At 73.6% G+C, this 18,048-nt stretch carries 18 protein-coding genes and 1 pseudogene; 9 read left to right on the forward strand and 10 right to left on the reverse strand.

The window, feature by feature from the left end; all coding sequences use genetic code 11:
* Positions 1-131 precede the first annotated feature (131 nt).
* Entirely contained in the window at positions 132-1,265 is a 1,134-nt protein-coding gene (locus ACIBJF_RS20970; protein ID WP_399175553.1) for a molybdopterin-dependent oxidoreductase, read from the reverse strand.
* Positions 1,266-1,419: 154 nt separating this feature from the next.
* Here ACIBJF_RS20970 and sthA point away from each other — a divergent pair, with 154 nt between their 5' ends.
* Positions 1,420-2,805, forward strand: a complete 1,386-nt coding sequence (sthA, locus tag ACIBJF_RS20975) for a Si-specific NAD(P)(+) transhydrogenase (protein ID WP_399175641.1) — start codon at positions 1,420-1,422, stop codon at positions 2,803-2,805.
* Between the two features lie 102 nt (positions 2,806-2,907).
* Here the strand turns inward: sthA and ACIBJF_RS20980 are convergent, their stop codons facing one another.
* Positions 2,908-3,384 (reverse strand): DUF5709 domain-containing protein, encoded by a 477-nt coding sequence (locus ACIBJF_RS20980; protein ID WP_399175555.1) that lies wholly within the window; start codon positions 3,382-3,384, stop codon positions 2,908-2,910.
* Positions 3,385-3,520: 136 nt separating this feature from the next.
* Here ACIBJF_RS20980 and ACIBJF_RS20985 point away from each other — a divergent pair, with 136 nt between their 5' ends.
* Positions 3,521-3,751, forward strand: coding sequence for a hypothetical protein (locus tag ACIBJF_RS20985; RefSeq protein ID WP_399175556.1), 231 nt, complete (start codon positions 3,521-3,523; stop codon positions 3,749-3,751).
* 16 nt (positions 3,752-3,767) lie between these two features.
* On the opposite strand, the gene ACIBJF_RS20990 is transcribed toward ACIBJF_RS20985, so the two are convergent.
* The 3 genes from ACIBJF_RS20990 to efeU form a co-directional block, all read right to left on the reverse strand.
* Positions 3,768-4,925, reverse strand: coding sequence for a HoxN/HupN/NixA family nickel/cobalt transporter (locus ACIBJF_RS20990; protein ID WP_399175558.1), 1,158 nt, complete (start codon positions 4,923-4,925; stop codon positions 3,768-3,770).
* A 110-nt stretch (positions 4,926-5,035) separates the two neighbouring features.
* The gene (gene efeB / locus ACIBJF_RS20995) at positions 5,036-6,313 is read right to left on the reverse strand and encodes an iron uptake transporter deferrochelatase/peroxidase subunit (RefSeq protein WP_399175560.1); all 1,278 of its coding nucleotides are present in this window, start codon (positions 6,311-6,313) and stop codon (positions 5,036-5,038) included.
* Between the two features lie 68 nt (positions 6,314-6,381).
* Positions 6,382-8,412 carry an iron uptake transporter permease EfeU gene (gene efeU, locus ACIBJF_RS21000; RefSeq protein WP_399175562.1) on the reverse strand — a complete coding sequence of 677 codons (2,031 nt, stop codon included), beginning with the start codon at positions 8,410-8,412 and terminating at the stop codon, positions 6,382-6,384.
* A 213-nt stretch (positions 8,413-8,625) separates the two neighbouring features.
* Here efeU and ACIBJF_RS21005 point away from each other — a divergent pair, with 213 nt between their 5' ends.
* The 5 genes from ACIBJF_RS21005 to ACIBJF_RS21025 are packed head-to-tail and all read left to right on the forward strand — an operon-like array spanning position 8,626 to position 12,718.
* Entirely contained in the window at positions 8,626-9,285 is a 660-nt protein-coding gene (locus ACIBJF_RS21005; RefSeq protein ID WP_399175564.1) for a DedA family protein, read from the forward strand.
* On the forward strand, positions 9,285-9,896 hold the full coding sequence (locus ACIBJF_RS21010; RefSeq protein ID WP_399175566.1) for a phosphatase PAP2 family protein: 612 nt from the start codon (positions 9,285-9,287) through the stop codon (positions 9,894-9,896). The genes ACIBJF_RS21005 and ACIBJF_RS21010 overlap by 1 nt, the downstream gene beginning before the upstream one ends.
* Positions 9,893-10,648 carry a phosphatase PAP2 family protein gene (locus tag ACIBJF_RS21015; protein ID WP_399175568.1) on the forward strand — a complete coding sequence of 252 codons (756 nt, stop codon included), beginning with the start codon at positions 9,893-9,895 and terminating at the stop codon, positions 10,646-10,648. The genes ACIBJF_RS21010 and ACIBJF_RS21015 overlap by 4 nt, the downstream gene beginning before the upstream one ends.
* A complete protein-coding gene (locus ACIBJF_RS21020) occupies positions 10,602-11,267 on the forward strand; it encodes a response regulator transcription factor (RefSeq protein ID WP_399175570.1) in 666 nt (221 codons plus the stop codon). Before ACIBJF_RS21015 ends, ACIBJF_RS21020 begins: the two co-directional genes overlap by 47 nt.
* An 11-nt stretch (positions 11,268-11,278) precedes the next feature.
* Complete coding sequence (locus ACIBJF_RS21025; protein WP_399175572.1) at positions 11,279-12,718, forward strand: sensor histidine kinase; 1,440 nt, start codon at positions 11,279-11,281, stop codon at positions 12,716-12,718.
* Between the two features lie 6 nt (positions 12,719-12,724).
* On the opposite strand, the gene ACIBJF_RS21030 is transcribed toward ACIBJF_RS21025, so the two are convergent.
* From ACIBJF_RS21030 to ACIBJF_RS21050, 5 genes and pseudogenes are all read right to left on the reverse strand, one after another.
* Positions 12,725-13,009 (reverse strand): hypothetical protein, encoded by a 285-nt coding sequence (locus ACIBJF_RS21030; protein ID WP_399175574.1) that lies wholly within the window; start codon positions 13,007-13,009, stop codon positions 12,725-12,727.
* 35 nt (positions 13,010-13,044) lie between these two features.
* A pseudogene (locus tag ACIBJF_RS21035) lies at positions 13,045-13,107 on the reverse strand (hypothetical protein); the annotation flags it as partial.
* A gap of 67 nt (positions 13,108-13,174) precedes the next feature.
* A complete protein-coding gene (gene prcB, locus ACIBJF_RS21040) occupies positions 13,175-14,029 on the reverse strand; it encodes a proteasome subunit beta (protein WP_399175576.1) in 855 nt (284 codons plus the stop codon).
* Positions 14,030-14,103: 74 nt separating this feature from the next.
* A complete protein-coding gene (locus tag ACIBJF_RS21045) occupies positions 14,104-15,084 on the reverse strand; it encodes a lysylphosphatidylglycerol synthase domain-containing protein (RefSeq protein ID WP_399175578.1) in 981 nt (326 codons plus the stop codon).
* On the reverse strand, positions 15,081-16,568 hold the full coding sequence (locus ACIBJF_RS21050; protein WP_399175643.1) for a hypothetical protein: 1,488 nt from the start codon (positions 16,566-16,568) through the stop codon (positions 15,081-15,083). The genes ACIBJF_RS21045 and ACIBJF_RS21050 overlap by 4 nt, the downstream gene beginning before the upstream one ends.
* A gap of 167 nt (positions 16,569-16,735) precedes the next feature.
* Between ACIBJF_RS21050 and ACIBJF_RS21055 the strand changes: the two genes are divergently transcribed.
* A complete protein-coding gene (locus ACIBJF_RS21055; RefSeq protein WP_356315232.1) occupies positions 16,736-17,119 on the forward strand; it encodes a BlaI/MecI/CopY family transcriptional regulator in 384 nt (127 codons plus the stop codon).
* Entirely contained in the window at positions 17,116-18,009 is an 894-nt protein-coding gene (locus tag ACIBJF_RS21060) for a M48 family metalloprotease (RefSeq protein WP_399175581.1), read from the forward strand. Before ACIBJF_RS21055 ends, ACIBJF_RS21060 begins: the two co-directional genes overlap by 4 nt.
* Positions 18,010-18,048: the final 39 nt, after the last annotated feature.

Raw genomic sequence — 18,048 nt, forward strand, 5'->3', positions numbered from 1 at the left:
ACAAGGGCTCCTTTTCAACGGGGGCGGAACAGCCGACTCGCAGGGGCGCGGGGCCGTATGCGACATGCGGCTCCGCCGCGGGGCGCGATCGACCACGCACGACCCGCGCCCCGCCGCACCACGCAAGCCCCTTATGGCGCGTGGGCGTCGGCCGCACACAGCACGCTCAGCCAGTGCACGGCGTTGTTGGCGAAGCCGCCGCGGTTCCAGCGCTGCTCAAGGGGCTGGGTGCCGCCGACGGCATCGGTCGCCCGCGCGCCCAGCGCGTACTCGCCCGGCACCGCGTCCCAGTCGTGGTGCCAGGCCCGCCACGCCCATCGCTGCCCGTCCACGACCGGGTCGAGAACGGCACGCGCCCAGTGGGCGCCACCGTCCGTGCTGACCTCCACGGAGGTAACGGGCGCCTGCCCGGACCAGGCGCGGCCGAACAGCCTCACCGGCCCGGGCCGCACCACCCGTGTGCGGGACATGAAGTCGGGACAGCCGGGCGGCACGAGCAGCGCGCGCGGCGCGATCCGGGTGACCGGTTCGCCCTCCTCGTCGGCGCTGCGCCGCATCCGGTAGGCGACCGCGTGCTGGAAGCCCGTGAACGGTACGTCGCTGACGGTGACCGAGCGCAGCCACTTCACGTGCGCCATGCCGTACCAGCCGGGCACGACCAGCCGGAGCGGCCGGCCGTGCTGCGGGGGCAGCGGCGCGCCGTTCATCGCGGTGGCGACCAGAACCGCCGGATCGTCGCCGGCCGCGACGGCCAGGGGCAGGGCACGCTGGTAGTCCTGCTCGACGCCCCGCTCGACTCCGTGATCGGCGCCGGTGAAGACGACGTCGGCGGCCGCCGGGTCCGCGCCCGCCTCGGCGAGCAGCAGCCGGAGCGGCACTCCGGTCCAGTCGGCGGTGCCGACCGCCTCCACCAGCCAGGGCTGGCTGACCGGCCGGGGGGTGAGCAGGGCCCGGCCGTTGCCCGCGCACTCCAGGGTCACCCGGGTGGTGACCTGCGGGAACGACAGCAGGTCGGCGAGAGACAGGTCGAGCGGGGTGCGCACCCGGCCGTCGACGGTCAGCCGCCAGGCACCGGCGTCCGGCACGTACGGGATGTCGTAGTGCGTGAGGACGTAGTGCAGTCCGGGCGGGGTGACGTCGTGCCGCAGCGCCTCCAGGGGCAGACCGTGGTTACGGGTGGCGAGCGCGAGTTCGTCGGCACCGATCCCCTCGCCGGGACCGGCCAGCCGGGCGGGGCGGCTCACATCGCCGGATCGCTGGCCCATGGCGTCATTGTCCTCCCGGGGCTCCGGCGCGGCGAGGAGGGCGGACGCCGACGGAAACTCCCGCGCCGTTCAAGGGATTTCGACGGCGGCGATCCCTTCCGGAGCGGGCCGGTGGACTGACAGACTCCCGAGGGTGCCCGACTTCGACTTCGACATGCTCGTCATCGGATCCGGACCCGGCGGTCAGAAGGCCGCCATCGCCGCGGCCAAGCTGGGCCGCCGGGTCGCCGTCGTCGACCGCCCCGACATGCTCGGCGGGGTCTCCCTGCACACCGGAACCATCCCTTCCAAGACCCTGCGCGAGGCGGTGCTGTACCTGACCGGTCTCTCCCAGCGCGATCTGTACGGGCAGAGCTACCGGCTGAAGGACGACATCACCGTCGCCGATCTGACCGCGCGCACCCGGCACGTGGTCGGCCGCGAGGTGGACGTCGTGCGCAATCAGCTCTCCCGCAACCAGGTGACCGTGTACTCCGGCACGGCCCGCTTCGCCGACCCGCACACCGTCGCGCTGTCCGAGGTCTCCGGCCGGGAACGGCGCCTGAGCGCCGGGCACATCGTGATCGCCACCGGCACCCGGCCGGCCCGCCCGGGCACGGTCGAGTTCGACGGGCGGACGATCATGGACTCCGACAACGTGCTCTCGCTGGAGCGGGTGCCGCGGTCCATGGTGATCGTGGGTGCCGGCGTGATCGGCATGGAGTACGCCTCCATGTTCGCCGCGCTGGGCAGCAAGGTGACGGTGGTGGAGAAGCGTCCCGGGATGCTGGACCTGTGCGACGTGGAGATCGTGGAGTCGCTCAAGTACCACCTGCGGGACCTGGCGGTCACCTTCCGGTTCGGCGAGACCGTGGCCGCCGTCGAACGCCATCCGCGGGGCACGCTGACCGTGCTGGAGAGCGGCAAGAAGATACCCGCGGACACGGTGATGTACTCGGCGGGCCGGCAGGGCCTCACCGACGAACTCGACCTGGACAAGGCGGGGTTGGCGGCGGACGCGCGCGGCCGGATCAAGGTGGACGAGAACTACCGCACCGACGTCCCGCACATCTACGCGGTCGGTGACGTCATCGGCTTCCCGGCGCTCGCGGCGACCTCGATGGAGCAGGGCCGGGCCGCCGCGTACCACGCGTGCGGGGAGCCGGTGGGGCGGATGCACCATCTGCAGCCGATCGGGATCTACACGATCCCCGAGATCAGCTTCGTGGGGCGGACCGAGGACCAGCTGACCGAGGACCGGGTGCCGTTCGAGGTGGGCGTGGCCCGCTACCGGGAGCTGGCCCGCGGGCAGATCATCGGGGACTCGCACGGCATGCTGAAGCTGCTGGTCTCGCCCGTGGACCGGACGCTGCTCGGTGTGCACTGCTTCGGCTCCGGCGCGACGGAGTTGATTCACATCGGGCAGTCGGTGATGGGCTGCGGGGGGACGGTGGACTACCTGGTCGACGCGGTGTTCAACTATCCGACGCTGGCCGAGTCGTACAAGGTCGCCGCGCTGGACGCGACGAATCGGCTCCGCCAGGTGGACCGGTTGGGGTAGCGCCGTCTGGGTGCCGGTTCGTCGCCGGGTGCGGGGTCGGGGGTGGCTGCTCATGCATTCCCCGCACCCCAGGGGTTGGACCGGGCCCGTCCGCCCAGAGGCTCAGGTTTCCTCGTCCACCACGTGAACGGCCGCTTCCTCGGCGCCCGCCGCTCCCCCGTCGATGCCCACGTCCCGCGCGATCTCCTCCTTCACGGTGTGCGTGTGCGCGCCCTCGTCCGGGGCGACCAGGCGGCCCGCCCGGGCCTCGCCGGCCTCGGGGTCGACCGGCTCGCCCTCACCGCCGGGCAGGTCGCCGACGCCGTCGCCCGGTGGCGCGGTCACGTCCGGGACCTCCTGGCCGAGACGTTCGTCCAGGGTCTCCCCCGCGTGCTGCTCGGCCGCGGTGGTGCCCTGCTTGGTGACGGCCAGGGGGCGTTCCGGCGGGGAGTAGCCCTCGTCGAGGACGTCGTCGTAGGTGCGCTCGTCGACCGCGTCCTGGAGGTCCAGGGGACCGGCGTCCTCCTGTTCCTCGTTGGTTCCGGTGGGCTGGTAGGCGTCGTCCGCCATCGGGGTCTGCTCGGACTGCTGGTCGCTCATGGTCGCCTCCCTCTGGACTCGCGGGCGGTCCGGTCCGCGTTTCCCGGAAGCGCGGTGCTAACCCCGCCCGTGCGCGAACGGACGGACGGTGCGATCATGCGGGTCTCGATCAGCGGGGAGGAAGGGCACGGCGGTGGTGCTGCGTGGCGTACTGTCGGTGATCATCGGCATCGCCTTGCTCATGGTGGCCTTCGACTACCGCGGTGTCTCGGTACGGGTGTGGGACTGGGCGGATGTCTTGTTCACCGACCGTCACCGGCCCCCGTGGCGGACGCCGTGGCGGAGCTTCGGATCGATGCGGCTCCAGCTGGGCTGCGTGGGAGCCGTGCTTCTCCTGCTGGGGCTGGGGTCCCTGCTGCTGCACTGACCTGGCGAGGTCGGGGTCAGGACCCCGGCTGCTCCGCCGTGGCCAGGCCTTCCGTCCACTTCTCCTCGATGCGGCCCGCCTTCCACACCACCAGGGCGATCGCCCAGGTGGCGAAGAACAGGCCGACGATGACGAAGCCGACGGTGTTGAGGTCGAGGCCGGAGATCCAGTCCCAGAAGGCGCCGTGCAGGTCGAGCCTGTCGGCGAGCAGGCCGAGGAGTTCGACCGTGCCGATGACGAGGGCGACAGCGACGGACAGGCCGGTGATGGTGAGGTTGTAGTAGACCTTGCGGACCGGCTTGGAGAACGCCCACTCGTAGGCGAAGTTCATGAATGAGCCGTCGATGGTGTCCAGCAGCGACATACCGGCCGCGAAGAGGACGGGCAGGCAGAGGATCGCGTACCAGGGCAGGCCGGAGGCGGCGCCCGAGCCGGCGAGGACCAGCAGGGCGATCTCCGTCGCGGTGTCGAAGCCGAGGCCGAACAGCAGGCCCAGCGGGTACATCTGCCACGGCTTGGCGATCGAGCCGGTGACCCGGCCCAGCAGGCGGTTCATGAAGCCGCGGTTGTTCAGCTGCGTCTCCAGCGCGGCCTCGTCGTAGGCGCCGGACCGCATCTGCCGGAAGACCTTCCATATGCCGGCCAGGATGACGAGGTTGATGCCGGCGATGAGGTAGAGGAAGGTGCCGGAGACCGTCGTACCGATCAGGCCGGTCACCTCGTGCAGGTGCGAGCCGTCGTCGCGGACCGGTCCGGCCAGGGTCTTCATGCCGAGCGAGAGCAGCAGGGAGAGGCCGAAGACGATGCTGGAGTGGCCGAGGGAGAACCAGAAGCCGACCGACAGCGGGCGCTGTCCCTCGCCCATGAGCTTGCGGGTGGTGTTGTCGATCGCCGCGATGTGGTCGGCGTCGAAGGCGTGCCGCATGCCCAGGGTGTAGGCGGTCACGCCGATGCCGATGCCGAAGGACTCCTTGCCGACGCTGAAGTGCTGGGGGGCGATGATCCCCACCAGGGTGCCCCAGCCGACGACGTGCAGGGCGAGCACGAAGGCGGCCATCGAACCGACCCTGATCCACTCCTGCCGGGTCATGGAGCCGCGGACACGCCGCCAGGCCGAGCGCTGGGCGTCGGCCTGGGCGGGGAGGGGCGGGGCGGAACCAGGGGCGGCCGTCATCGGGAGGGTCATCCTTCGGTGGTGCGGGTACGACTGCGCAGCGCAGCCTGATGCCATCATTCCTTACTTGCAAATGATGCGCAGTAAGTGCTCGGTAAAGGCGGGTTCGGTCAGGCGGAGAGCATCCCCCGGCCCAGCCAGTCCTCGCTGTCCCGGACGCCGGGCAGGGCGAAGAAGTAGCCGCCGCCCGTCGGGGAGATGTAGTCGACCAGGGGCTCGTCGATCAGCCGGGTCTGCACGGCCTCGAACTGGCGCTTGACGTCCTGGTTGTAGCAGCAGAAGACCAGGCCCATGTCGAGGTTGCCGACGTTGTCCACGCCGCGGTCGTAGTTGTAGCCGCGCCGCAGGATGCGGGAGCTGTCGGTCTCGGCCTTGCGCGGGTTGGCGAGGCGGATGTGGGCGTCGAGCGGGATCGCGGTGCCGTGCGGGTCCTTGGCGTAGTTGGGGATGTCGGTCTCCTTGGCGCCGTCGAGCGGGGCGCCGGTGTCCTTGCGGCGGCCGAACATCTTCTCCTGCTCGGTGAGCGAGACCCGGTCCCAGAACTCGACCAGCATCCGGATGATCCGGATGACCTGGTAGCTGCCGCCCTTGGTCCAGGCCGGCTCGCCCTGGCCGTCGCCGACCCAGATCAGCTTGTCCGTCTCGCGCGCGGACGTGACGTCCGGGTTGGCGATGCCGTCCTTGAAGCCGAGCAGGTTGCGCTGGGCGCCGGTGGGGCGCGGGGCGTTCTGGAAGCCGTCGATGCGCCACTTGATCTGCATGCCGCCGCGGGTGTGCCGGGCGATGTCGCGCAGGGCGTGCAGCACGGTGTCCTGGCTCTGGGCGCAGATCTGCAGGGACAGGTCGCCGTGGCACTCGGCCGCGTTCAGGTTGTCGTTGGGGAAGGTCCGCATCGGGGTCAGCCGGGCCGGCCTGGCCTTGCCGAGGCCGTAGCGGTCGTCGAAGAGGGAGGCGCCGACGCCGACGGTGACGGTGACGGTGAGGCCGTCGGAGGGGACCTCGGGGCCGAGGATGCCGTTGTCGGAGGGCGGCGCGCCGACGCCCAGGTCGGTGGGGGCGCCCCCGGAGGTGAGGAAGCGGGCCCGCTCGGTGATGGTCTTCAGCAGCTCGGTCAGGCCCGCGCGGTCGTCGGCGATGACGTCGAGGGAGACGAAGGTGGCGGCGGCCGGTGCCGGGGTGAGGATGCCGGCCTGGTGGGGGCCGTGGAAGGGGACCTTCGCGGTGCCGTCGGGGTTCGCCGACCGGGCCTGCGCGGTGCCGCCGCTCTCGCCGAGGGCGAAGCCGCCGCCGGCCAGGACCGCTCCGGCGGCACCGGCGCCCAGCGCGGTCCGCACGAAGGAGCGGCGGGCGGGGCCGACGGGGCAGGCCGACGGTTCGGCAGTGGACATCGCAGGGTTCCCTTCGGGGCGCGGGTGCGGTTGCGGGTGCGCGGACGTCATCGGGCAGGCTTCGGGCATCAGGCGGACTTCCGGATCTCGAGCAGGTCCGGGATCGGGGCGAGGTCCTCCAGCAGCTGGCCGGTGGCGCCGTCGAGGCGCTGCCGGTCGGTGGTGGCGAGCCGGTCGACGGGGGTCCAGTGGGTGCCGTCGTGGGCGGCGTCCAGGAGTTTCTGCACGCGGGCGATGTCCGTCTCCGCCGTCGGGAGCAGCTTCGGCGCGCGGCTGGTGAGCAGCGGCTTGAGGACGGTGAGCAGCTCACGGGTGCCGGCGAGGTTGGCGTCGGCGGTGGCGAGGCCCGTGCCGCTGCCCTCGTCGGTGTCGCCGGTCAGCTCGAACTGGAGGGTGTTCTCCAGGATCTCGTGCACGCGCAGCGGCAGGTCACCCGGGTCAAACTCCTGGGACGGGAAGGCCTTCCGCAGGCCCGCCGCGTCCGTGGCGAGCTGCCGGGCGGGGGCGGTCAGGTCCTCCGCGGACTGTCCGTGCCACAGGCCGTACTCGAGGCGGAGGAAGCCGGTGAAGTCCTTGTCCCGCTCGCCGTCCGGCAGTCCGTCGGCCCGCCCGTCGATCTTCTGGTCGTAGTCCTCGAATGTGCCGTAGGCGGCGCCGAGGGAGGCGTAGGTGCGGTGCGCGGTGAGCCAGTCGGTGCGGGCCTTGTCCAGGTGGCCGTGCTCGATGTCCTCGTCGAGGGTGCGGGTCTGGGTGACGAGGGTGTCCAGCCCCTGCTCGACGTACGTCTTGTAGGCCTTCAGGGGGGCGGCGAGGTCTTGTTCGGAGACGGGGACGACCGGCTTGGCCGCGCCGCCGCCGCTCACGGTGACGGCCTTGGAGGTGACGGCCTTGCCGCCGGTGGGGACGCAGCGCCAGGCGTAGGTGCCGCCGGCGACGGTGGCGACGAGGTCGCGGGTGGTGCCGGGGGCGAGGCCCTCGATCTCGCCGTAGACCGCGCTGGTCGACGGGTCGATCAGGTACACCTCGGACGTTTTGCTGCCGGTGTTCTGCATCTGGAAGGTCTGCCGGCCCGGCTTGGGCGCTGTGAAGCCCTTGCCGCACTCGGTCTCGGAGACGGCGACGGTCTGGTCCCCGGCGGGCTTGGGCCGGGAGAGGGCGACGACGCACCCGGCGATCACGGCGGGTACGGCGACCACGACGGCCGGCACCACCCAGACCGGCCGGCGCCGCGCGGGCCGCTCGGCCTTCGGCTCCCGCTCGGGGCGCTCCTTCGCCGGCTTGGGGCCCGTGGCCCGCACTCCGCGGACGAACAGGGTCATCACGACGGCCAGGTAGGCGACGTAGGCCACCACCTGGAGCCAGGTCATGGTCGGGGTGAGGTTGAGGACGCCCTGGACCAGGGTGCTGTACCAGGAGCCGGCGTCGACGCTGCCCGCGAGGTCGACCGCGTAGGCGGTCTTGCCGGGCAGGACGCCGCCCTCCTGGAGGTCGCGCAGGCCGTAGCCGAGGACACCGGCGGCGATGACGATCAGCACGGCGCCGGTGGCGGTGAAGAACTTCGTCAGGTTGATCTTCAGCACGCGCCGGTACAGGCCCCAGCACAGGGCCGCCGCGATGAGGAGACCGATGCCGGCGCCGGTCAGCGGTCCGGCCGACTCGCCGGCCGCCCGCGCGGTGGTCCACAGGAACAGGGCGGTCTCCAGGCCCTCACGGCCGACCGCGAGGAAGGAGGTGAGGACGAGCACACCGGAGCCCATGGCGAGGGCGCCGGTCACCTTCTGCTTCAGCTCGCCGGAGAGGCCGCGGGCCGAGCGGCGCATCCAGAAGACCATGGCGGTGACGAACGCGACCGCGATCACGCTGAGGGTGCCGCCGAAGGCCTCCTGGGCGGTCTGCGGCATGGACGCGGCGGTGAAGGTGAGCACCGCGCCGAAGCTCATCGCCACGGCGACGGCGGCCAGCACGCCGGTCCACACCTGGGGCAGACGTGAGCGCGCCTCTGCCCGTACCAGGGTGGCGACCAGGATGGAGACGATGAGTCCGGCTTCGAGTCCCTCCCTGAGTCCGATCAGGAAACTCGGAAACGCGTCGTCCCACATGCCCTGCTGCCCTCCCGGTTAGTTAGTGAAGGCATGCCTTACCTTCGCGGACCATCATGACTACGGCCATGTAGTCGACCGGTCACGAAGTGGCAATGGACAGGCAAAGTCCGGGAACGTTCGCCATTCTCCGTTCGTCTACAGGTCGGTAGACCGTCTACAAATGTGTAGTCGGATCTTGTCGAAGCAAGTCGAAGGAAAGGGCGTACGGCGATGGCCACTCCCCCACACCTGGCGTCGCAGCTCGCGGTCAACGTGCTCGACGCCCACTCGCTGCTCGCCGCCTTCGGCGTGCTCGGCGTCGGCGTGGTGCTCTTCGCGGAGACGGGCCTGCTGATCGGGTTCTTCCTGCCGGGCGACTCCCTGCTGTTCACGGCGGGGCTGCTGTGCACGGGCAGGTCCGACAGCGGGGTGCACCTCTCGCTCGGGCCGCTGCTCGTCGCGGCGGCCGTCGGCGCGCTGGCCGGCGCGCAGTGCGGGTTCCTGCTCGGCCGGAAGGCGGGCGGCGCGCTGCTGGCCCGCAGCCGGTCGGCGAAGCTCCGCGAGGGCGCGCAGCGCGCCGAGGAACTCCTGGAGCGGTACGGACACGCGAAGGCGATCGTCCTGGCCCGCTTCATCCCGGTGGTGCGCACGGTGCTGAACCCGCTGGCCGGCGCGCTCGAGGTCCCGGCCCGGACCTTCACCCTGTGGCAGGTGACGGGTGGACTGGTGTGGAGCCTCGGCGTCACGCTCGCCGGATACGCGCTGCGCTCCTCGATCCCGAATATCGACAGGTACCTGCTGCCGGTGATCGCGCTGATCGTCGTCGTGTCCCTGCTCCCGCTCGCGGCCGAGGTGCTGCGCTCCCGCAGGGCGGCCAGGGAGACCCGCTGATGACGTCCGCTCTGTCCGGCTCCTCGATCGACGGGCCGCTCTACCTCGACGTGGTGGACCTCGCCCACCGCTCCCCCGGCTGGGTGGACGGCACCATCGCCGTGTGGTCCGCGTACGGGCTGGCGGTGTTCGCGCTGCTCATGGTGGTGGGCTGGTGGCGGGCCCGCCGGGACGGGGCGGACGCGGCCATGACCGCGCTGAGCGTGCCGGTGGCGGTGGTGGTGGCGTTCGCCGTGAACAGCGCCGTGAAGCCGCTGGTCGCCGAGGACCGGCCGTGCCGGGGCCTGGCCTTCCGCACGCTGGAGGCGTGTCCCGCGCGGGGCGACTGGGCGTTCCCGAGCAATCACACCGCCGTCGCCTTCGCCGCGGCGGTCGCCCTGTTCTTCGTCTCCCGCCGGCTGGGCGCCGTCGCCTCGGTGTGCGCGCTCGCCATGGCGGCCTCCCGGGTGTGGGTCGGGGTGCACTATCCGCACGACGTCGTCGCGGGGGCGGCGCTCGGCGGGCTGGTCGGCTTCCTGGCCATGACCGTCCTGCGCCGCCTGCCGGCCCGGCTCGCCGGGCGGCTCGCAGGGACCTGGCTGCGCCCGCTGCTGGTGGCGGGACACATATGAAGCCCGGGAAGCTCGCGGAGCCGGCGGGCACGGTGGCCCTGGGTGCCTGGATGGCGTTCGCGGTCCTGGCCGCCGTCGTGGTGAGCGGCCAGGGCGGCCCGCTCGCCCCGGACCGGGGCCTGCTGTCCTGGTCCGTCGGGCACCGTCCGCCGGTGGCGGTGGCGGTGGCCCGCGGCCTGACCGCCACGGGCACGGGTGTCGTGCCGTACGTCCTGGTGGTCCTGGCCGGGCTGATCGCGGGACGCACCGGGCGGCAGCGGCTGGTGACCGTGCCGCTCGGCGTGGTCTGCCTGGCCGCGGGCCAGGCGGTGCGGTACGGCGTGATGGAGCTGGTCGCCAGGGCCCGGCCGCCGCAGTACGACTGGCAGACCCACGCCTCCGGCTGGTCGTTCCCCTCCGGTCACACCACCACGGCCGCGCTGACGGCGGGCCTGCTGATCACGGCCCTGTGCCTGCGCGCCCCGCGCGGCAGAACCGTGCTGTGTCTGCTGGTCGCGTGCTGGGGGGCGGGGGTCGGGCTGACCCGCGTCTTCCTGGGCGTGCACTGGTTCACCGACGTGGTCGGCGGCTGGCTGCTCGCGGTCGGCTGGCTCGCCGTCTTCGTCTGCGCGGCGGCCCGGTGGCTGCCCGGGCGACACGTCCTGCGTGCCCCGGAGCCGGGCACACCCCACCCGAACAACACGGCCCACGGGCCGGTGGAGAGACATGCGCCCCAGGATTCTCATCGTCGAGGACGATCACGCCCTGCGTGACGTGCTGCGCCGTGGTCTGCAGGACGAGGACTTCGACACGGTCTGCGCCGGCGACGGCGCCACCGCCCTGCGGCTGGCGACACCGGACGTGTCCGCCGTCGTGCTGGACGTCGGCCTGCCGGACGCCGACGGCCGGGACGTCTGCCAGGCGATGCGGGCGAACGGCTTCCTCGCCCCGGTCGTCTTCCTGACCGCGCGACAGGGACTCACGGACCGCTTGTCCGGCTTCTCGGCCGGCGGGGACGACTATCTGCCCAAACCGTTCCACCTCGCCGAGCTGTCCGCCCGGCTGCGCGCCGCCCTGCGCCGGGCCGCGCCCCCGGCGCCATTCCCCGCCGCCGGCGGACTGGTGCTGGACGCCGTCCGGCACAGCGCCACCGTGTCCGGCACGCGCGTCGACCTCACACCGACGGAGTTCCGGCTGCTGGCGGCGCTCACCGCGGCCGGCGGGGAGCTGGTGCGCCGCCGCGAGCTGCTCCGCACGGGCTGGCCGGAGGGGGCACAGGTCAGCGACAACACGCTGGACCAGTACCTGACCCGGCTGCGCCGCAAGCTGCGCGCGGCGGGCAGCGAGCGCACCATCGCCACCGCGCGCGGGATCGGCCACCGCCTGACATGAGGGGGTGGCGTATGGATACGAGGCGATCCCGCTCGGGCGAGGAGCCGCGTGCGACGAGGAGGCCGTCCGGGAGCGCAGGCGCGTTCTTCACCCGTACGCCGTCGCTCCTCGCCCGGCTGGCACCCCGTACGCTGCGTGGCCGGCTCTCCCTCGTGGCGCTGACCACCGCCGCGCTGCTGATGGTGATCCTCACCGTCGCGTTCAACACCGTCGCCCGCCACCGCCTCCAGCGGGAGGCGGACGACGAGCTGCGCACCCGTGCCGCGGCCGTCGCCACGACCGTCGACTCACGCAACGGCCGGGTGCGGGTGCTGGAGACCTCCGGCGACCGGCTGCTGGACACCAACGCGTGGATCTACACGGGCGGCAGACTGCTGGAGCGGCCTCCGTCCGGGGCCGGCGCGCTCACCCGCGCCGCCGATGCCCTGGCCGCGCACGGCCGGCGCGGCTGCACCACGGTGCACGGCCCCGGCACGGTACGGCTGTGCGCGCAGCCGGTGCCCGGCGCGGCGGCGCGGGCGACCGTGGTCACGGCGCTGGACCTCGCGCCGTACCGGAGTTCGGCCGAGACGCTGCTGCTGGGCTCGTTCGCGCTGGACGCGGTGATGCTCGCGTGCACCTACGCGCTGACCCGGCTCGCGGTGGGCCGGGCGCTGCGCCCGGTGCGCACGATGACGGACCAGGCGACGCAGTGGAGTGCCGTGGGGTCCGAGGAGCGCTTCGCGGGCCGGGACCGGCCGGCCGAACTGGCCGCGCTCGGCGGCTCGCTGGACGCCCTGCTGGACCGGATCCGGGCGGTGCTGCGGCACGAGCGGCAGCTGACCGGCGAGCTCTCCCACGAGCTGCGCACCCCGCTCAGCCGGATCGTGGCCGAACTGGACTGGTGGGGCTCCCGTCCGCGTTCCGACGCCGAGACCCGCGCGTCCCACGAGGTCATGGCGCAGGCCGCGCAGTCGATGCGCACCATCTGCGACACCCTGCTGGACGAGGCCCGCGGGGGTGTGCCGACGGCGCCCGGCACCGCCGACGTGCCGCCCGTGCTGCACCGGCTGTCCGCCGCCCTGGAGGCCCCGGACGGGGTGCGGGTCGTCGTCGCGGACGCCCCGGGGCCGCTCACGGCCGGCGTCCGACCGGCGCTCCTCGAACGGATCGTCAGCCCGCTGCTGGCCAACGCCGTGCGCTACGCCCGTACGACGGTCACGCTCGCCGCGTGGCGGACGGCCGACGGCATACGCGTCGAGGTCACCGACGACGGCCCGGGCGTGCCCGAGGCCTTCGCAGACCGGCTCTTCCAGCCCGGCAAGCGGGCCGAGCCCGGCGACGGCCACGGCGGGGCGGGCCTCGGGCTGCCGCTCGCCCGCCGCCTGGCCCGCTCCGCCGGCGGCGAGGTGTCCCACGACCCCGCGCACCGGCCCGGGGCGTGTTTCGTGGTCACCCTGCCCGCGGGGTGACCCCCGTCAGACGGTCTGCCCGGCCGGCCGTTCCCCGGTGACGTCCTTGCGGGTCACGATCAGGAAGACGACGAGGCCGAGCGTGACGGCCAGGAACAGCACGCTGGTCACGACGGTGCCCAGGGCGAGACCGCCGTCGCCGGCCGGCTGGGAGAGGTGGTCGCCGACGGAGGCGCCGAGCGGCCGGGTGAGGACGTAGGCGTTCCAGAAGCTCGTGACGGCGCTCGGCCCGAGCGCGAACCGGGCGAGGGCGACCGCGGCGGTGGCGGCGGCGAACAGCACGGCGGACACCCAGTAGCCGCCTTGTCGTTCAGCAGATCGGCGGCGGTCTCGCCGACCGTCGTGCACAGCACCTTGATCACCCAGAAGTAGACGGTGACTTCCGGCACCTTGTTCCAGCGACCGACAGTGCCGACGAGAACCTGAACGCATCCTGAGCGCCCGGCGCCGCACGGGTCAGGGTGTGGCGTGCGGGCCGTCCGGGCGGGCGGTGCGCTGCTCGATCATCTCCCGGCTGAGTTCCTCGGTCTCCTCCTCCGGCAGCCGCTCGAAGCCGTCCTCGGTGATGACGGAGACGACGGGGAAGATACGGCGGTTCAGGTCGGGGCCGCCGGTGGCCGAGTCGTCGTCGGCCGCGTCGTACAGCGCCTGCAGCGCGGCGAGGACGGCCTCGCGCCGGGTGAGGCCCGGCCGGTACAGCTTCTTCAGGGCGCCCCGGGCGTACGGGGAGCCGGAGCCCTCGGCGTAGAAGTCGTACTTCTCGTAGAGGCCGCCTGCCGCGTCGAAGCCGAAGATGCGGCCGCGGCCGCCGTCGGGCACGGTGAGGTCGTAGCCGACGAGCAGCGGGACGACGGCTAGGCCCTGCATGGCCTGGGCGAGGTTCTGCCGGATCATGGCCGCGAGCCGGGTCGCCTTGCCGGCCAGGGTCATCGGCGTGCCCTCGATCTTCTCGAAGTGCGTGAGCTCGACCTGGTAGAGCCGCACCATGTCGACGGCGAGGCCGACGGTGCCGGCGAAGGCGACGGCCGTGTAGTCGTCGGCGGGGTGCACCTTCTCCAGGTCGCGCTGGGCGATCAGGTTGCCCATGGTGGCCCGGCGGTCGCCGGCGATCAGCACGCCGTCGCGGTAGGTGAGGGCGAGCACCGTGGTGCCGTGCGGGAACCGGTCGGGGGCCGTACGCGCCTCGGCGGGCAGCACGGGTGCGGTGGGCAGCAGCCCGGGGCGGTGCGCGGCCAGGAACTCGGTGAAGGACGAAGTCCCCGGCGTGAAGAACGCCTCGCCCGGCAGGCCCGCTGTGCCGTTCCCCGACATGGCTCTCCCCCTCCTGTTCGGCATGCGACATCCGACTCCTACCTGCGCCGGACGTGCGGGAAACTCCCGGTGCCTCACAGGGCCTTGCGCCGCACCAGCACCCCGAGCACCACAAGCCCCGGAAGCAGGGGCAGCCACACGGTCAGCAGCCGGTATCCGAGCACCGCGGAGGCGGCGGCCGCGCCGGGGGCGCCGGCGACGGTGAGGGCGAGGGCGAGGGCCGCGTCCAGGGAGCCGAGGCCGCCCGGGGTGGGCAGCAGGGCGGCGGCGCTGCTGGCGGCGAGGTACAGCAGGGCCACCTGGAGCGGGGGCAGCGGCAGTCCGACCGCCTGGGTGACGGAGATGACGACCAGGGAGTGCAGCGCGGCGAACGCGAGGGAACCGCCCCACAGGGCCGCCGCCCGCGCGGGGCAGCCGTGCAGCGCGCGGATGTCGGCCAGGACGGCCGACAGGGCCCGGCGGCAGCGCGCCCACCAGGGGGTGACCGGCAGCGCCGCGAGGAGCACGAGTCCGCCCAGGGCGACGGCGAGGACCGTCGCGGTGAGGTGCGGCGGACGAAGGAGTCCCGGGCAGGCCGGGGCGAGCAGCGCGATCAGGGCCAGGCGGACCGTGCCACCGGCGGTGGCCTTGACGGCGAGCGCACTGGCCGAGCGGCCCGCGGGCAGTCCGCAGCGCATCAGGAACCTGAGGTTCACCGCGCCCGCGCCGAGCCCTGCGGGCAGCAGATGGTTGGCGGCGGAGGCGGCGAACTGGGCGGCGACCAGCCGGGATCCGGGCAGCCGTCGTACGACCGCGCCCTGCTGGGCGAGCGCCGAGGCGGCCCAGGTGCCGAGCGCCGCCGTCGCGCCGACCAGCAGCCAGCCCTGGTCGGCGCCGGCCAGCCGCCAGGCCCCGCTCTCCAGGGCGGGCCAGTGCCGGCGGGCCAGGTAGAGGCCGCCGAGCAGGACAACGAGCAGGACGCCGGCGTGCCAGCAGGCGTGCCGGCGGCCGAGGGACGGGGCGGGTCGCGGCGGGGACTCCACCGGCCGTTCCCGGGTGGGGAGCGGGGACGTCATCGGCCGCTCCCGGGCAGGAAGTAGTACAGCCGCTGTCCGTCGAGCGGTTCGGACGGCCAGCCGCGGGCGTAACCGGGCGGCCGGGAGCCGCCGGGCACCAGTACGGCGACCGGGATCCGCCGGGCGGTCCCGATGATGGCCTCCTCGGTGCTGTTGGCGTTGTGCCCGGCCGTCGCGGCCGAGGAGCAGCCGGTGTAGAACGCGACCGGGATCGCCTCGTTCCCGGTGAGCAGGCAGGGCGGGCGGACACCGAGCCGGTGCAGCGCGGTGGCCGTACGGGACCAGGCGCCGTGCGCCTCCGTGGCGCCGTCGACCGTGTTCTCCAGGACGGCCAGCTGCACCGCGAGATGGGCGGCCAGTCCGAGGCAGAGCAGTGCCGCGACGACCGGGCGCCAGGGCCGGCGCGGCGCCGTGAGCAGGTAGGTGAGCGCGTCGGCGACCGGGAGTGCGAGCAGGGCGTAAGCCGGCAGCAGGAAGCGCGGTGCGGCGTAGCCGATCATGAACAGATACGGGAAGGCGGCGGTGGCCGCGCAGGCGAGCGGCAGAAGCGTGGCCGTCGTGCGCCGGGCGCGGACGGCGACGACGAGCCCGAGCACGGCGAGCAGGGGCAGGACGAACCACCAGACGGTGACCACCGGGTGGGGGACGTCACCGGTGCAGGGCCGGCACAGCGCCCGGCCGCCGAGGCTGCGCAGCTGGTCGACGACGGCGAGATGCCAGCCGAGTCCGCCCTGGATCTCCGAGCCCTCGGACAGCCGGCGTACCAGGCCGCCGTAATCGGCGAAGGCCTCGATCACCCACTCGGCGCCGCCGGCCGCGAGCCCGGCGAGCAGCACCGCGAGCGCCCGCCAGCGGCGGCGTGCGAGGCCGAGTGCGAGGAGTGGCAGCACCGCCCAGACGGCGTCCATGGGCCGCATCAGGGCCATGAGCGCGGCACTCGCCGCCAGGCCCCACAGGGCGCCCCGGTCGGTCCGGTCGGCGCGGGCGCGCAGGAAGCAGGCGACGGCGGCCAGGGCGCCGACGGCGACCCAGTAGTTGGGCATGGCCTGCGGCCCGTAGAACAGGGTGACCCACAGCGAGGCGAAGAGGGCGCCGGCGAGGGCGAGCATGCGCACCGGGAACAGGCCGCGCCAGGCGCGCAGGGCCAGGTACAGGGCGAGGCCGGACAGGACGGCGAGGTAGATCCGCAGCAGCGCGGTGGAGGTGGACCAGGAGGCGACGGGCGCGACGAGCAGGGAGACGCCGCGGGCCCGTGGTGCGCTGAAGAAGGCGGCGGGGGCCTGGGGACTGACCTGGCTGACGTACACCGCCTCGTCCCAGCCGAGGCCCATGCCGGGCCGGACCAGGAGCAGTTGGGCCAGGGTGAAGGCCACGGCGACGGCCGCGAGCGGGACGGTGGTGCGGACCGGCCGCGTGCCGCCGGGCGTGCGCGGTGAGCGTGAGCGCCGGAATACGGCGAGTGTGGCGTGCGCGCTGCCGGCCATCATCACCCCTCTGCCCCCGCGGCATGTGGGGACCCTTGTCACCCTACAACCTGTAGGGCCGCGAACGGGAGTCGGGGAAAACACCGTCAAACTACCCCGAATACCTGCCCGATACCGGGCGAACACGGCCATCCGGCCCACGGCACTACGCGCTGTAAGGTTGGGGCATGGCTGGCACAGGGTCCCGCGGCAGGGCGGAGCGGCGCAGCGCCGGTGAGCTGGAGAGCGAAGTACTGGCCACGCTCTGGGCCACCGAGCGGCCGCTGACCCCGGCCGAGATACAGGCCGAGATCGACGGGGCGCTCGCCTACAACACGGTGCACACCATCCTCAAACGCCTGTACGACAAAGGGCTCGTGCTGCGGGACGCCGACGGGCGGCGCGGCGCGTACCGGCCGGCGAAGAACGCGGCCGAGCTGACCGCCGAGGCGATGCACGAGGCCCTGGACCGGGGCCCGGACCCGATCGCCGCGCTCCAGCAGTTCGTGACCGGGCTGAGCCCCGAGGAGGAGCGGGCGCTGCGCGAACTGCTCGCCGGAGGCGGCGCATGAGGTTCGACGTGTACACCCCGCTCGTGCTGTCCCTGCTGCTGTCGCTGGTCGGCCCGCTGGTCGCCCGTTCGGTCGCTCCGGCGCTCGCCGCGCGCGTGCTCACCTCGGCGGCCGTGCTGACGGCCGCGGCCACCACCTGGTCACTGGTCCTGCTGGCCGCCGCGCTCCTCGGGGACGCGCCGCCGGTGATCCGCGAGGCCCGCGAGGACGGGCATCCGGTGACGCACCCGGTGCCCGAGGCGATCGGCCTCGCCGCCTGCCTGGCGCTGGTGGCGATCGCCGTACGGGTGTACCGGGCCGTACGCGCCGAGCGCCGCACCCGGCGGGCCCTGCGCAGGCTGTGCGCGGGGCACCCGGCGGGCACCGAGCTGATCGTCGCCGCCTCCGAGGTGCCGCAGGCGTTCGCGATCCCGGGCCGGCCGGGCCGGATCCTGGTCACCTCGGCGATGCTGCGCGCGCTGGAGCCCGCCGAGCGGCGGGTGCTCCTCGCGCACGAGCGCGCCCATCTCGCCCACCGGCACGGGCCGTTGGTCTCGGCTGCGACCCTCGCGGCGGCAGCCGACCCGCTGCTCGGCCCGGTGCGCAAGGCCGTCGGCTTCCTCGTGGAGCGGTGGGCCGACGAGCAGGCGGCGGCCACGGTCGGCGACCGGCGCACCACCGCCCGGGCACTGGCCCGGGCCGCGCTCACCGCCGGCCGCGCCCGCACCGCCTGCGCCCTGCACTTCACCGACCGCTCCGTCACCCGGCGCATCGCGGCGCTGCAGACCAGCCCGCCGCCACGGCTGTGGCCGGCCGCGGCGGCCGTCCTCCTCCTGGGCACCCTGTCCGCGCTGCTCGCCGCGGACGCGACGGGGGATCTGCTGCGGCAACTGTCCGGCGTCCTGAACTGAACGCGCCCGCAAGGGGCGCGGGGCAGGCACGCGCAGCGG

Origin of the sequence: Streptomyces sp. NPDC050743, from assembly GCF_044456925.1 — a bacterium.
Lineage (GTDB): Bacteria > Actinomycetota > Actinomycetes > Streptomycetales > Streptomycetaceae > Streptomyces.

What these genes read in the sequence shown, in the direction of transcription:
- ACIBJF_RS21025 (WP_399175572.1), top strand. Translation starts at nt 11,279, where the DNA reads ATGGATACGAGGCGATCCCGCTCGGGCGAGGAGCCGCGTGCGACGAGG.
- ACIBJF_RS21005 (WP_399175564.1), top strand. Translation starts at nt 8,626, where the DNA reads ATGGCCACTCCCCCACACCTGGCGTCGCAGCTCGCGGTCAACGTGCTC.
- ACIBJF_RS21050 (WP_399175643.1), bottom strand. Translation starts at nt 16,568, where the DNA reads ATGGCCGGCAGCGCGCACGCCACACTCGCCGTATTCCGGCGCTCACGC.
- ACIBJF_RS21045 (WP_399175578.1), bottom strand. Translation starts at nt 15,084, where the DNA reads ATGACGTCCCCGCTCCCCACCCGGGAACGGCCGGTGGAGTCCCCGCCG.
- sthA (WP_399175641.1), top strand. Translation starts at nt 1,420, where the DNA reads ATGCTCGTCATCGGATCCGGACCCGGCGGTCAGAAGGCCGCCATCGCC.
- ACIBJF_RS20970 (WP_399175553.1), bottom strand. Translation starts at nt 1,265, where the DNA reads ATGGGCCAGCGATCCGGCGATGTGAGCCGCCCCGCCCGGCTGGCCGGT.
- ACIBJF_RS20990 (WP_399175558.1), bottom strand. Translation starts at nt 4,925, where the DNA reads ATGACGGCCGCCCCTGGTTCCGCCCCGCCCCTCCCCGCCCAGGCCGAC.
- ACIBJF_RS21060 (WP_399175581.1), top strand. Translation starts at nt 17,116, where the DNA reads ATGAGGTTCGACGTGTACACCCCGCTCGTGCTGTCCCTGCTGCTGTCG.
- prcB (WP_399175576.1), bottom strand. Translation starts at nt 14,029, where the DNA reads ATGTCGGGGAACGGCACAGCGGGCCTGCCGGGCGAGGCGTTCTTCACG.
- ACIBJF_RS21055 (WP_356315232.1), top strand. Translation starts at nt 16,736, where the DNA reads ATGGCTGGCACAGGGTCCCGCGGCAGGGCGGAGCGGCGCAGCGCCGGT.
- ACIBJF_RS21015 (WP_399175568.1), top strand. Translation starts at nt 9,893, where the DNA reads ATGAAGCCCGGGAAGCTCGCGGAGCCGGCGGGCACGGTGGCCCTGGGT.
- ACIBJF_RS20980 (WP_399175555.1), bottom strand. Translation starts at nt 3,384, where the DNA reads ATGAGCGACCAGCAGTCCGAGCAGACCCCGATGGCGGACGACGCCTAC.
- efeB (WP_399175560.1), bottom strand. Translation starts at nt 6,313, where the DNA reads ATGTCCACTGCCGAACCGTCGGCCTGCCCCGTCGGCCCCGCCCGCCGC.
- efeU (WP_399175562.1), bottom strand. Translation starts at nt 8,412, where the DNA reads ATGTGGGACGACGCGTTTCCGAGTTTCCTGATCGGACTCAGGGAGGGA.
- ACIBJF_RS21020 (WP_399175570.1), top strand. Translation starts at nt 10,602, where the DNA reads ATGCGCCCCAGGATTCTCATCGTCGAGGACGATCACGCCCTGCGTGAC.
- ACIBJF_RS21010 (WP_399175566.1), top strand. Translation starts at nt 9,285, where the DNA reads ATGACGTCCGCTCTGTCCGGCTCCTCGATCGACGGGCCGCTCTACCTC.